Source organism: Shewanella marisflavi, assembly GCF_002215585.1.
Classification (GTDB): domain Bacteria; phylum Pseudomonadota; class Gammaproteobacteria; order Enterobacterales; family Shewanellaceae; genus Shewanella; species Shewanella marisflavi.
The window spans coordinates 1,719,173-1,732,963 of the sequence record NZ_CP022272.1; the positions used below are offsets into that span (position 1 = coordinate 1,719,173).

The window sequence follows — 13,791 nt, forward strand, 5'->3', positions numbered from 1 at the left end:
AGACAGACGATGGCACTACCTTTACTCTGGCTGGGTGGCGCAGCCCTCGGGGCCGCCCTTATCGCCGATGCTAAGCACAAACAGAAGCAACTCACCTTAGACAGACGGCTGGGCAGGGCGCCTAAGGCGCCTATTGGTGAGCGGGTAAGCCCCTTATCCCCCAGTGTGTTACATCTGGGGGAGGTGAAAGTCGCGCCCAAGCCCGGTGCCCTGGTGTGTTGCTTTGTCTTTGGCGTGATTGAACATACTGGGATCTGGCTTGGAGACGACACCTTGGTGGAGCTGCATGGTAGTGGTCTTATCAGGCCGGTTTCTGCAACGCGTTTCCTGGCCGGACGCACGGGGAGCCGTATCTTTGTGGCCTGCGATCATCAGCATCAGCCTTTGATTGGTGAGTCAGTCCTTGAACGAGCTGAGCAGGCAATTTATCAGTATCGCGAATACGATCTGTTTGATAATAACTGTCATCGCTTCGTCTGGTCCTGTCTGACCGGTGAAGAGAAGAGTATCTCAAGTTTCGACAAGCTTAACCGTTTGCTGGCAGCTCATTTCGCGCAGGCCATCTATTGGGATGAGGCTATTTGGGCTAGGCCAGAATGATGGGGAAGGCGTTTGAGAGAAACAAGCCGCTAGTTGAAGGTTAGCCGTAAAAGAAAATGCCGACATGATGTCGGCATTTTTTTATCTGTTACTTATGGATCACTCGCCGCAGAAGTGTTTCACTGCGCGCTGAACCAGCTCGATACCGGTTTTATCGCAAGGTGGCAGCTCGGCATCACTATGGGCGATTGGAGTCACACGATCGCCCCACTTAAATAGCACGGCTGCTGAGGTTAGGCCAGCTCCAAAGGCACAAGACAAGATGGTTTGATTTGGCTTGATCACTCCCTTTTCCAGAGCATCACAGATGGCGATAGGGATAGTGGCCGCCGACGTGTTGCCATAGTTGGCAATGTTGACCACAGCCTTCTCTTTAGGGATCTTCATGCGGTTGATCAGGGTATCGATAATGCGCTCGTTTGCCTGATGTGGGATCACTAGATCCACGTCATCTTTATCGACACCGCATTTTTCAAGTACAGTGTTGGAAAGCTTGCCCATACCAGCAATGGCACGCTTAAAGATCTCTTGGCCATTGAATTCAATATAGAACTCAAGTGAGGCAGCATCGAATCTGTCCATAGCCGTACCGAAACCGGCTTTAAGGATGTCGCGGCCGGCGGGATCGTTGTTGAGTTCATAGCCAAGTACGCCGCCAGGCTGATCTGTAGCTTCGACAACTACGGCGCCAGCGCCATCGCCAAAGAGTACCGCTGTTTCGCGGCGCGACCAGTCAAGATAGAATGAAAGACGCTCGGCGCCAATCACCAATACCTTCTTCGATTGTCCACTCTTGATCTGCGAACTGGCAAGACCTAAGCCATAGAGAAAACCACTGCAGGCTGCATTGATATCAAATGCGCCGCAATTGGCGCCAATATCGGCCTGTACAGTTGAGGCAATATTAGGAATAAGTGTATCTGGGCTAGCAGTAGCCAAGATAATCAGATCTATCTCTTCACCTTTAATACCCGCGGCGGCTAGGGCGCGCTTGGCGGCCACTGAGGCTAATGCTGAGGTGTTAACATGACTGATGTGTCGCTGACTGATCCCTGTACGCGGCTTAATCCATTCATCCGAAGTATCGATAAAAGTGGCAAGGTCATGGTTGGTAAGCGTTGCGGGGGGAACACATTTTCCCCAGCCGGTAATAGTGGCGTACTGCATCTGGATACTCTCTCAAAAATAAAAAGGCAGAGAACAATAGCTCTGCCTTATCAAACTAATCTAATAAGCCTAGCAAGAAGACAAGCAAGCAACAGTGATTTAGCTCACCTGTTGTGCAACCAACTCACGAATGGCGTTGGCTGCATGTAATATATGGTCTTTCAGTAGCGTCACTGCTTTATCAATGTCTTGGTTACGACAGTGGGTGAGCAAGTCTCTATGGTCTTGCGCCGCTCTGGGTATGCCGCCTGCGAGTAGGAGTTGCAGGCGAATATAACGATCACAGTTGGTATTTAGGCCATGTACCACTTCCATGGTGTGGGGACGATTGGCCGCCTGGTATAAACAGGAGTGGAACTTAGTATTGAGCTCGCTCCAACTGCTCACCGCATCTTCCTGTTGGAAAGCCGCCTCAAGTTCATCTAGGTATCCTTGCGCCTCGGCAAACATCTCTTCGCTGATGTTTGGAATGGCCTTGGCAAGCAAGTCAGTTTCGATAAGGGCTCTTAGCTCAAACAGCTCAGTGACCTGGTCGACCGACAGTTCGGTAGCAGTGGCGCCCTTATGGGCTTCAAACTTTACGAGTCCTTCGGCTTCGAGCTGTAATAAGGCTTCTCTGACCGGAATACGACTGACATTTAGCGCTTCGGCTAATGCACTTTGACGTAAAGGCTCACCTGCGGCGATTTCGCCTGAGAGGATCTTCTCTCTTAAGACTTCCACCACGACCTGAGTGCGCGTTTTATGAACGATTGGAGTTGTTCGGCTCATAGTTCCCGTAATGTCTTTTCGTTATTATATGTGATCCGCATAAGATTACCGCTTATAACACTATAAATAAAGGGAAACCGTGGTTTCCCTTTATTAAAAGTGCGGCTTAAAAGCGCTGTAGATGAGTTTGCCCGTCTCTTAATGCCTCGGGCAACAGTTCGCTTGGCATGTTTTGATAACAGATCGGCCGCAAGAATCTATGGATCGCCATACTGCCCACAGAGGTGCTGCGGCTATCGGTACTGGCGGGATAGGGGCCGCCGTGATTCATCGAGTGGCAGACTTCAACACCGGTGGGCATCTGATTAAAAATAAGGCGACCAACGCGCTGGCTAATGGCATCGACCAAACTGTGGGCATGGGCCCAGTCGCTTGCTTGACCATGAATGGTGGCGGTGAGTTGCCCTTCAAGCTGGTCTGCAACGGTCTGCATCTGCTCTGCATCGTCACATACAACTAAGAGAGCAAACGGGCCAAAGACCTCCTGTTGCAGTGCCTGGTCAGCCAGATAGTGAGCGGCATTTACCTTTAGCGCCGTCGGGCGGGTATGATGACTTGCCTCGGCCGCCTTGCCCTGCGCCAGTAGAGTGATCTCCCCATGTCCTAACAGAGTTTCGACCTGCTGTTGGTAGGTCGCTGCTATGCCAGGAGTGAGCATGGCGCCGGCAGCCTGTTCGGCCAAGGTCTGGCTGAGCCTATCGCAGTAGCGGCCCAATGCCTCACCTTTGATGGCGACAATCACACCAGGGCTGGTACAAAACTGACCATGGCCCATCATCATGGATTGCACCTGAGTCTCGGCAAGTGTCTCGGCTTTATCCGCAAGTATGCCGGGAAGCAAGAATTGTGGATTAGTGGAGCCAAGCTCACCATAGAAGGGGATCGGCTCGGCGCGCGCGGCGCAGCGATCCGCCAGTATACGACCCACCTTTAACGAGCCCGTAAAGCCAACTGCCTTGATCTCAGCTGCATCAATGAGTCCCGTCGAAACCTCTGGTGTATGGCCTTGCAGCAGATTAAAGACGCCTGCTGGCATATCACAAGCCTTAATCGCCTTGTCGATGGCTTGGGTTACCAGTTCGCTGGTAGCTGGATGAGCTGGGTGTCCTTTAACGATAACTGGGCAACCGGCTGCCAAGGCCGAGGCGGTATCGCCACCTGCAGTAGAAAAGGCTAAAGGGAAGTTAGAGGCGCCAAAGACTGCAACAGGGCCAAGGGCAACCTTGCCCAAACGTGTGTCAGGCTTAGGTAGTGGCTGACGTTCCGGTTGAGCCATGTCGGCAATATATTGTTCTATAGGGGTTAACAGGTTTTGCGCAAACAAGCGTAATTGACCGCAGGTGCGGCCGGTTTCGCCTTCTAATCTGGCTAATGGCAATCCGGTTTCTTGTTGTGCTGCGGCGACTATCGCCTCTCGATCGGCTTCAATATTGTCGGCAATCTGGCGTAAGAAGGCGGCGCGTTCGCTGTCGCTTTTATTGCGATAGCTGCTAAAGGCCTGCTGAGCGGCCTTGGTCGCCTGGGCAATTTGCGCTGGGCTTGCGCTGGCAAAGGGCCACTCAATCTGGCTATTACTGACAGGGTTAAAGCTGTTAAAGCCATTAGGCTCGCCTTGCCATTGGCCATTAATGTAGTGCTGACCCTTGAGTCTGCTGGTGATACTTATTGTCATTGCTATTATCCTTTTGGGGTGGCCAGTTAGACCACCTGAAATCCGAAGGCATAGGGGTCGTCATCGTCGACTGTGATGGCATTGTGACCAGTAATTCGTGCCCATCCCTTGATGCTGGGCATGATGGCGTCAAACTCGCCCACTTTGGTGGCGGCTTCGATGCGGCCGACAAACTGGCTGCCTATGATGCTCTCGTGGGTGTACTCATCGCCGACCTTGAGCTCGCCGCGGCTATAGAGCTGTGCCAAACGAGCACTGGTACCTGTGCCGCAGGGGGAGCGGTCGATCGCCTTGTCGCCATAAAAGACAGCGTTAGCACCGTTAGAGCCTTGGCTTATGGTGTCGCCGGTCCAGAGAACATGGGAGACGCCGTTGACCGTAGGATCGTCAGGGTGTACGCAGCTAAGTTCCTTGTGGGCGATTTCGCGAACGATAGGGCTCCAGCGCAAAATATCGCCGGCGCTCCAGTGGCGCAGGCCGGGGAAGTTAGCTTGTGGATCGACGATGGCGTAATAGTTACCGCCGTAGGAGACATTTATTTTAAGCGGCCCGAGGCCAGGAATATCCAACACTACATCTTTGTGGGCCAGATAGGCGGGCACGTTAAATATCTTGACCCAGTCCACCTTGGCACCTGTTTGTTGGTACTGCACCTTAATCTTACCCGCAGGCACATCTATGGTAAGGCGACCTGGTGTCTTGGGGGTTAACAGGCCCGATTCCAAGGCGGCGGTAATAGTGCCTATGGTGCCGTGACCACACATGGGTAGGCAGCCACTGGTTTCGATAAACAGGATGGCGGCGTCGGCGTCATCACTGCAAGGAGGATAGAGAAAGGCGCCGGACATCATGTCGTGGCCCCTGGGTTCAAACATCAGCGCCTTGCGGATCCAGTCATATTGCTGGAGAAAATGCTGACGTTTTTCGCTCATAGTGCGACCCTGCAAGTCCGGATGGCCACTGGTGACCAAACGGACCGGGTTACCGCAGGTATGAGCATCGACGCAAAAGAAGGTTCCTTTTAACATCTATGCCATACTCCTAGGTGTTTAGTTGACGTTGTACTTGTCGAGATCCAGACGGTTCGCCAAGGCCTCAGACATGACTTTTTCCACATAGGCGCGTTCTTCACCAATTAAGGTCATGCGTGGCAGGCGTACGTTTTCACTGCCGCGACCGACGATCTGTTCGGCAAACTTGATGCACTGTACCAAGGTCGGAATCGTATCCAGGCGCAGCAGTGGCATAAACCAGCGGTAGATCTCGCGTGCTTCTTCGATACGACCGGCGCGGGCCAATTTAAACAGCGTAACAGATTCTCTTGGGAATACGTTGGTTAAACCTGAGATCCAGCCGGTAGCCCCCAAAAGAATGCTCTCCAGCGCAATGTCATCCACGCCACAAAGAATATTAAAACGGTCGCCGAAACGGCTTTGCAGTTCGGTGAGGCGGCGGGTATCTGTGGTCGATTCCTTGATAGCGACTATATTTGGCTCTTGGGCCAATATGGCAGTCATTTCAAGGTTGATGTCGACGCCATAACTCACAGGGTTGTTGTAGATCATGATAGGTAGCTTGGTTGAGCGTGCCACGTGTTGGTAATGGGCAATTACCTCACGGTCAGTGCCGCGGTAAACCATGGCAGGTAAGAGCATCAGGCCATCAACGCCAAGCGCTTCAACATCTTGAGCATATTTAGCCGCTTGTTGTGCCGTGTTCTCGGTGCAGCCTGATAATACCAGGATGCGGCCATTAACTGTCTCGACCGTGTGCTTGATGAATTCACGCTTCTCTTCTGGGGTCAGGGAGGCATTTTCACCTATGGTTCCCAGAGCGATAATGCCATCGATCCCATCACGAATGAGGTCTTCCAGCATTCTCGCGTTCGACTCAAAGTTGATCGAACCGTCATCATTAAATTGGGTAGAAATTGCTGGGAATACACCTTGCCAGTTTACTTTCATGTTCAGACCTCTATAGATATTGCTGCGCAAATTACGCGGCGAAAAAGTGATATCAAGTTTTGGTGTTCACCAAAATCTATAGTATATTGTATACAATTTTGAAGGGAAGAAAAGCCCCAAGGTGAGAATGATGTTATTTATCTTTTTATCCCTCACCGTCAAATACTATATATTGCATACAAACAATAACAAAGGAAGTGCCAATGCGCCTATTAGATTTAAGTTCTAGCTTTCTCGAACGCTGCACGCGTTTTAAGACGCTTGATGCCCATACAGAAGGTGAGCCATTAAGGATCTTGCTTGAGGGATACCCAGAGATCCCTGGAGATACTATCTTGGCTAAACGGCGTTATCTGACGGCGCATTTGGATCACTATCGTCAACTCTTAATGCATGAACCCAGAGGGCATGCCGACATGTATGGCGCCATCATCACGGCGCCAGTGACCCCGAGTGCGGATTTCGGGGTGCTGTTTTTACATAACGAAGGTTATAGCAGCATGTGTGGTCATGGCATCTTAGCTTTAGTGACCGCTGCGGTAGAGACGGGCACCATAGTGCTTGGCGATGAGCCCAAAGGGATTAATATTGACTCGCCAGCTGGACTTATCCAAGCCAAGGCTTATCGTGACGAGGTGGGCGAGCTCGAGGTGAGCTTTGTGAATGTGCCTTCCTGGGCCGAGGCGCTCAGTTGCTGCGTTGCTGTCGAGGGAATTGGTGAGGTGGCGTATGACATAGGTTTTGGTGGCGCTTATTACGCCTATGTCGACGCCGATGCCTTAGGACTCAGCCTGGCTCAGAATAATGTGGCGCAAATCATTGATTGGGGTCGGCGAATTAAGCTGGCGGTGATGGCCAAGCATCCACTTGATCATCCACTGGAGGCCGATTTAGGTTTTCTTTATGGCACAATCTTTACCTCGGCTAAGACCAGCTCGAAAGATGCTCATTCGCGCCACGTTTGTGTATTTGCCGACGGTGAGGTGGATCGTTCGCCCACTGGCACTGGGGTTGCCGGTCGTATCGCACTGCTACACGCCAAGGGGGAGGCGCAACTCGGTGAGCGATTGAAAATTGAGAGTATTGTCGATGGCGCCATGCAGGTTTGCGCGCTTGATAACGTCGACTTTTATGGTAAGTCGGCGGTGATCCCTGAGGTGAGCGGCCGCGCCTTTATAACCGGGCGTCATGAGTTTATCTTAGATCCTAAGGATCCTTTCCAGCAGGGGTTTATGCTCAGATGACCAATTATTCGTCAGTTTCCAGTGTGGCTGAAGAGCCTTTGGCTTCAAGCGCAAAGCCAGCTTGCCCAGCGAAGAAGCCTGCTGAGGTCACTATCATCGGCGCCGGGATAGTAGGGCTTGCCAACGCTATTGCGCTGCAGCAGTCAGGCTTTAGTGTGCGCATTATTGATAAACAAGGGGTGGCCGCAGGTGCTTCATTTGGCAATGCGGGTCACTTTGCGACCGAGCAGGTGTTTCCGCTGGCAGATCCGGCCATGTTGCCTAAGTTACCCGGTATGTTGCTTGATCCCTTAGGACCATTCCGTATTCAGCCGCGCTATTTCCTCAAGGCGCTGCCTTGGTTTATGCGCTTTTTAGTCAATATGTTGCCCGCAAGACGCGCCCATAACTCAATGGCGATTAAGGCGCTCAATCAAAAGAGTATCGATGCCTGGCTGCAGTTAGTGAGTGACTGTGATTGCCAAGAGCTGCTTATATTAGCTGGCAGTCTACTGGTGTTTGAGCAGACATCACTGAGTGAAATCGAGCGAGTATATAAAAGCTATCGCGATGCCGGAGTGTCGGTTGAGCTACTTAGCGGCGATAAGGTGAGAGCGCTTGAGCCAGATCTAAGCCCTGAGATCACCCATGGGTTGTGGTTTACCGACGTGGGTCACACGCCTGATCCTGCCGAGCTATGCCAACGTCTGGCAAGGCAGTTTGAAAAGCTGGGAGGCGAATTTATCATAGGTGAAGTGACTCAGTTCGCTGCTGGAGGTGAGTGCGACCACCAGGACGAAAAAGGTGTTAGCGTCAGTGTGGCTGGCGGAGCAACTTATCAAAGCGATAAATTACTGCTTAGTGCCGGCGCCTGGTCTAAACCTTTGGCTAGGCAGTTGGGTTTCAAGGTGCCGCTTGAAACCGAGCGCGGCTATCATCTGATGATGCCACAGTTGAGTCGGCTGCAAAGGCCGGTGGCCTCTTTTGAGCGCAAGTTCATCATCACACCGATGAAGCGAGGAACCTGTTTGGCTGGTACGGTAGAGTTTGGCGGTCTTAAGGCGCCGCTGGTCGAAGCCAGGGCCGACTGTTTGCTGCCCCATTCCAAGGCGTTGTTACCTAATGTGTTGAATGGGGCGGTGGTTTCACAGGGAGAGCGTTGGATGGGGTTTAGGCCATCTTTGCCTGACTCCTTGCCGGTATTGGGCGCCTCGCCTAAGAGCGATAAGATCTTCTTCGCCTTCGGACATCAACATCTGGGGCTAACATGGGCTGCGTTTAGCGCTGCGCTGGTGGCGCAGACAATAAAAGGGGAAAAGCCACAGCTTGACATGAGCCCTTATCGTATCGACAGGTTTTAGCATTAAATCTTGAGATGATATGTTGGCCGGCGAAATTAAAGCGATGAAATGTGCTAAATCATAGTGCTGCATAGTGTTGCATAGTACCGATAGGCACTCTATATAGACAGAGATTCGCTTGCGTTTTAGGTTCGACATTATACTAGGCCAATAACCCCTTGTCGGAGCCAGAATGGAAACCTTAGATCAGCTGCTTAGACGTATTCGCCGTTGTCAACTCTGCCAGCCCCATCTTAGTCATAAGGTGAGGCCTGTGTTACAGGCGGCATCGACCGCCAAGGTGCTCATTGTGGGTCAAGCGCCAGGCACCAAAGCTGCTGCCAGTGGGCTTCCTTTTGATGACCCCAGTGGTGACAGGTTAAGAGACTGGCTTGGCGTCGATCGCGAGCAGTTTTACGATCCCGCTCTGTTTGCCATCGTCCCTATGGGATTTTGCTACCCGGGTAAGGGGCGAGCAGGGGATCTGCCGCCAAGGGCTGAATGCGCGCCCGCCTGGCGTGAGGATTTATTGGCGCATCTGACCGATATCCAGCTTACTCTGGTGATCGGTCAGTACGCTCAGGCTTATCATTTCAGCAAAAGCTGCGGTGGCGTGACCCAGTGTGTACAAGATTGGCAGGCTTATGGCGCTAGTGTCATGCCGCTGCCTCATCCCAGCCCGCGCAACAATCTGTGGCTTAGACGCAACTCCTGGTTTGAAACTGAATTATTGCCCGTGCTAAAGGCCCGGGTCGCGAGCGCCATTATGCCTTAGTGTTAATGCTCATAAGCATATCTTAAGCATAAGAGCAGTAACCTTTATCACGGCCTTTAGTAGACGAGACACTTTTTATATATGGGCATTAACCGTTTTTCATAAAGGCCTCTATCTCAGCTATGGTGCGCGGCACCAGTTTCGATAGGTTGTCATGGCCGGTTGGGGTGACCAAGATATCATCCTCAATGCGGATCCCCATGCCTCGATAGGCGGCGGGCACGTCTAGCGCCGATTCTGGAATATAGATCCCAGGCTCTATGGTAAAGACCATGCCAGGCTCAAGCAGGCGCCACTTACCTTCTGCATCGTGGTAGGGGCCAACATCATGAACGTCCATCCCTAGCCAATGCCCGGTTTTATGGACGGTAAAGCGTTTATAACTTTCGTTTGTCATTACCGCTTCTAGACTGCCTTCGAGTAGCCCCAGGTCAATCAGACCGCTCGCCATTACTTCCATACAGGTTTGGTAGAGGTGATTCCAAGGAGTGCCCGGTTTTACCTTAGCAATCGCAGCATCGAGTGCATCGAGTACTATCTGGTAGATTGCCGCTTGAGCCCTGGTAAACTGACCGTTAACGGGATAACTGCGGGTGATATCGGCGGCATAGTGATTGAGCTCGGCGCCAGCATCGATCAGCAACATTTGCCCTGTCTGAGTTTGGCAAGCGTTCTCCTCATAATGCAGGCAGCAGGCGTTGTTACCTGCCGCAACAATGTTAGGGTAGGCGACATCGCTTGCACCATGTTTGGCGATGGCAAAATTAAAGGTGGCGGCCAGCTCTGCCTCATTAATACCTTCTCGGCAGGCACTCATTACTGCTTTATGACCGTCGATAGAGGCATTTACGGCGGCGCGTATCGCTTGTTGCTCGGCTTCATCTTTGATCACCCGAAACGGGTGCAGATACTTAGCCAGTGGGGTAATGCTGCGGTAACATTTTGGAGTATCGAAAGCACTGCTGTGGCGCTGAGCGTTACTCCACTCGAGTAACCTGTGATTAAAGCGGCCTAATTCGTCGCTGATAAAAAGCTGGCGCTGATCGGTGAGCTTCAGGCTTATGATCTTGTCTAACTCAGCAATGTCATAGGCCTGAGTTGCTCCATATTGCTCGATAGCCCCAGTGACGCCAGCCCGGGCGCCGAAGCTGATCTCTTGCTGTGGGTCCTTTGGTCTACAAAGCAGGATGTACTCTAGCTCATGCTCTTTGTCACGATATAGCAGCGCGACGGCATCGGGCTCATTGAAACCCGTGAGATAAAGAAAGTCGTTGTCTTGACGAAAATGGTACTTAATATTCTTGCTGCGTACTTTTTGCTGATAACCCACAAGCATGACAAAACTGTCAGCGGGGAGGCTATCCATGAGGCGTAGGCGTCTGGCCTGATAGATGGCACTGGATGACATACTGATACTCTGTTTTATGTTGGTTATTGTTAATCCGTTAACTATATTTGCATATTGTATTCATTTCTAGCCTTGATTGATTTTATTCATCAATGTGCGGTGCATTTTGTTGATTCAAGTGTGATAATAATGCGTTATTAATTATTGGTTCTGCCGAATTGGGGAAGTTTTCGTGAATCGTGCCGTATTCCTAGATAGAGATGGGGTTATTAATATCGACCATGGTTATGTCCATCAGGTTGATGATTTCGAATATGTTGAAGGTGTGTTCGATGCTTGCGCCGCCTTAAAGCAGCAAGGGTTTAAACTTGTGGTGGTTACCAATCAATCTGGCATTGCACGTGGGCTTTACTCTGAAGATCAATTCCATACCCTGACCGAGTGGATGGATTGGAACTTTGCTGACAAAGGTGTTGAGCTCGATGGGATCTACTATTGCCCCCATCACAGTGAGAAAGGCATAGGTGAATATAAGCAAGACTGTGATTGTCGTAAGCCAAAGCCCGGTATGCTGAAAAGTGCGGCTCAGTTTTTAAAGATAGATTTGAGCCGTTCTGTCATGGTGGGCGATAAGCGTGATGACATGCTGGCGGCAGAGGCGGCGGGTGTACCTACGCGTATCCTAGTGCGTACAGGTAAAGACGTGACCGAAGCAGCGGTGGCGGCAGCGACCGTGGTGTTAGACTCCATTGCCGATGTGCCTGGGTATTTAGCTTCGTTAAAATAGGCCCAATAATTAGTTTTATGACCCTTAATCGGTGGGGAAATCACCGCACTGTTTGAACTTTGAGCAGTTGGGCTTTATTTATAAAACAATCTGCAAAAAGCCCTTGACGGGATGACCGCGCTGAGTAGAATACGCAGCCCTAGCCACTTGGAACGGTTCGTAGAGAACACCAAGTCGGCACGCTCTTTAACAATTTATCAAGTAATCTGTGTGGACATTCACAGGTGTTGAGTTAGTCGAAAACGATTTATATCTCAATGCAATCTTTTACTAGAGATAGTGAATGTTCATAGCAATATGTCTTACGCTCCTGTTTTTACAAGAGTGTAAGTATCGAGTTTGCTGCTTCTTTATGAACGCAGTGAATGAGAAACAGTAGAATTCATTGAGCCGAAGCTTTTAGCTTCACCAAAACTTTAATTGAAGAGTTTGATCATGGCTCAGATTGAACGCTGGCGGCAGGCCTAACACATGCAAGTCGAGCGGTAACAGGAAGAAAGCTTGCTTTCTTTGCTGACGAGCGGCGGACGGGTGAGTAATGCCTAGGGAACTGCCCAGTCGAGGGGGATAACAGTTGGAAACGACTGCTAATACCGCATACGCCCTACGGGGGAAAAGAGGGGACCTTCGGGCCTTCTGCGATTGGATGTACCTAGGTGGGATTAGCTAGTAGGTGAGGTAATGGCTCACCTAGGCGACGATCCCTAGCTGTTCTGAGAGGATGATCAGCCACACTGGGACTGAGACACGGCCCAGACTCCTACGGGAGGCAGCAGTGGGGAATATTGCACAATGGGCGCAAGCCTGATGCAGCCATGCCGCGTGTGTGAAGAAGGCCTTCGGGTTGTAAAGCACTTTCAGCGAGGAGGAAAGGTTAAGTGTTAATAGCACTTAGCTGTGACGTTACTCGCAGAAGAAGCACCGGCTAACTTCGTGCCAGCAGCCGCGGTAATACGAGGGGTGCAAGCGTTAATCGGAATTACTGGGCGTAAAGCGTACGCAGGCGGTTTGTTAAGCGAGATGTGAAAGCCCCGGGCTCAACCTGGGAACTGCATTTCGAACTGGCAAACTAGAGTCTTGTAGAGGGGGGTAGAATTTCAGGTGTAGCGGTGAAATGCGTAGAGATCTGAAGGAATACCGGTGGCGAAGGCGGCCCCCTGGACAAAGACTGACGCTCAGGTACGAAAGCGTGGGGAGCAAACAGGATTAGATACCCTGGTAGTCCACGCCGTAAACGATGTCTACTCGGAATTTGGTGTCTTGAACACTGGGTTCTCAAGCTAACGCATTAAGTAGACCGCCTGGGGAGTACGGCCGCAAGGTTAAAACTCAAATGAATTGACGGGGGCCCGCACAAGCGGTGGAGCATGTGGTTTAATTCGATGCAACGCGAAGAACCTTACCTACTCTTGACATCCAGAGAATTCGCTAGAGATAGCTTAGTGCCTTCGGGAACTCTGAGACAGGTGCTGCATGGCTGTCGTCAGCTCGTGTTGTGAAATGTTGGGTTAAGTCCCGCAACGAGCGCAACCCTTATCCTTACTTGCCAGCGGGTCATGCCGGGAACTTTAGGGAGACTGCCGGTGATAAACCGGAGGAAGGTGGGGACGACGTCAAGTCATCATGGCCCTTACGAGTAGGGCTACACACGTGCTACAATGGCGAGTACAGAGGGTTGCGAAGCCGCGAGGTGGAGCTAATCTCAGAAAGCTCGTCGTAGTCCGGATTGGAGTCTGCAACTCGACTCCATGAAGTCGGAATCGCTAGTAATCGTGGATCAGAATGCCACGGTGAATACGTTCCCGGGCCTTGTACACACCGCCCGTCACACCATGGGAGTGGGCTGCACCAGAAGTAGATAGCTTAACCTTCGGGAGGGCGTTTACCACGGTGTGGTTCATGACTGGGGTGAAGTCGTAACAAGGTAGCCCTAGGGGAACCTGGGGCTGGATCACCTCCTTACCTATACGATAATTCAATGCTTGGTTGGCAATAAACAGCATCCGTGCGTTTATTGCACACAGCACATCCATGTGCTTGAGTGTTCACACAGATTACTTGATAGAAGATAGAGCAAAATATCGAAAGATAATTTTTGTGGAATTTAATGCTTAATCAAGGCGCTTGAAGAGTCTCGCAAGAAG

11 protein-coding genes and 1 rRNA gene are annotated in these 13,791 nt (G+C 51.3%); 6 read left to right on the forward strand and 6 right to left on the reverse strand.

Translation table 11 applies throughout. The annotated features are described in order from the left end of the window. The first annotated feature begins 9 nt into the window (after positions 1–9). Positions 10–600 carry a lecithin retinol acyltransferase family protein gene (locus tag CFF01_RS07470; RefSeq protein ID WP_088904389.1) on the forward strand — a complete coding sequence of 197 codons (591 nt, stop codon included), beginning with the start codon at positions 10–12 and terminating at the stop codon, positions 598–600. A gap of 99 nt (positions 601–699) precedes the next feature. Here CFF01_RS07470 and CFF01_RS07475 read toward each other — a convergent pair whose 3' ends face one another. The 5 genes from CFF01_RS07475 to dapA all read right to left on the reverse strand — a co-directional run bounded on the left by CFF01_RS07475 (position 700) and on the right by dapA (position 6,174). Next, complete coding sequence (locus CFF01_RS07475; RefSeq protein ID WP_088904390.1) at positions 700–1,767, reverse strand: ketoacyl-ACP synthase III; 1,068 nt, start codon at positions 1,765–1,767, stop codon at positions 700–702. Between the two features lie 99 nt (positions 1,768–1,866). Next, positions 1,867–2,538: a GntR family transcriptional regulator gene (locus CFF01_RS07480; RefSeq protein ID WP_033540185.1), complete on the reverse strand. Its 672-nt coding sequence runs from the start codon at positions 2,536–2,538 to the stop codon at positions 1,867–1,869. A 106-nt stretch (positions 2,539–2,644) separates the two neighbouring features. Continuing rightward, on the reverse strand, positions 2,645–4,210 hold the full coding sequence (locus tag CFF01_RS07485; RefSeq protein WP_088904391.1) for an aldehyde dehydrogenase (NADP(+)): 1,566 nt from the start codon (positions 4,208–4,210) through the stop codon (positions 2,645–2,647). A gap of 26 nt (positions 4,211–4,236) precedes the next feature. Then, entirely contained in the window at positions 4,237–5,238 is a 1,002-nt protein-coding gene (locus CFF01_RS07490) for a 4-hydroxyproline epimerase (protein WP_088904392.1), read from the reverse strand. 21 nt (positions 5,239–5,259) lie between these two features. Beyond that, positions 5,260–6,174: a 4-hydroxy-tetrahydrodipicolinate synthase gene (gene dapA / locus CFF01_RS07495; RefSeq protein ID WP_033540182.1), complete on the reverse strand. Its 915-nt coding sequence runs from the start codon at positions 6,172–6,174 to the stop codon at positions 5,260–5,262. Positions 6,175–6,377: 203 nt separating this feature from the next. On the opposite strand from dapA, the gene CFF01_RS07500 reads away from it, so the two are divergent. The 3 genes from CFF01_RS07500 to CFF01_RS07510 all read left to right on the forward strand — a co-directional run bounded on the left by CFF01_RS07500 (position 6,378) and on the right by CFF01_RS07510 (position 9,512). After that, positions 6,378–7,418, forward strand: a complete 1,041-nt coding sequence (locus CFF01_RS07500; RefSeq protein WP_088904393.1) for a proline racemase family protein — start codon at positions 6,378–6,380, stop codon at positions 7,416–7,418. Next, complete coding sequence (locus CFF01_RS07505; protein ID WP_088904394.1) at positions 7,415–8,758, forward strand: NAD(P)/FAD-dependent oxidoreductase; 1,344 nt, start codon at positions 7,415–7,417, stop codon at positions 8,756–8,758. Before CFF01_RS07500 ends, CFF01_RS07505 begins: the two co-directional genes overlap by 4 nt. A 172-nt stretch (positions 8,759–8,930) precedes the next feature. Further along, positions 8,931–9,512: a uracil-DNA glycosylase family protein gene (locus CFF01_RS07510; RefSeq protein WP_088904395.1), complete on the forward strand. Its 582-nt coding sequence runs from the start codon at positions 8,931–8,933 to the stop codon at positions 9,510–9,512. An 88-nt stretch (positions 9,513–9,600) separates the two neighbouring features. On the opposite strand, the gene CFF01_RS07515 is transcribed toward CFF01_RS07510, so the two are convergent. Beyond that, positions 9,601–10,920 (reverse strand): aminopeptidase P N-terminal domain-containing protein, encoded by a 1,320-nt coding sequence (locus CFF01_RS07515; RefSeq protein WP_088904396.1) that lies wholly within the window; start codon positions 10,918–10,920, stop codon positions 9,601–9,603. Positions 10,921–11,092: 172 nt separating this feature from the next. Here CFF01_RS07515 and gmhB point away from each other — a divergent pair, with 172 nt between their 5' ends. Together gmhB and CFF01_RS07525 are read left to right on the forward strand one after the other, a co-directional pair. Next, on the forward strand, positions 11,093–11,647 hold the full coding sequence (gene gmhB, locus CFF01_RS07520) for a D-glycero-beta-D-manno-heptose 1,7-bisphosphate 7-phosphatase (RefSeq protein WP_088904397.1): 555 nt from the start codon (positions 11,093–11,095) through the stop codon (positions 11,645–11,647). Positions 11,648–12,064: 417 nt separating this feature from the next. Beyond that, positions 12,065–13,609: ribosomal RNA gene (locus CFF01_RS07525) — 16S ribosomal RNA — on the forward strand. Positions 13,610–13,791 lie beyond the last annotated feature (182 nt).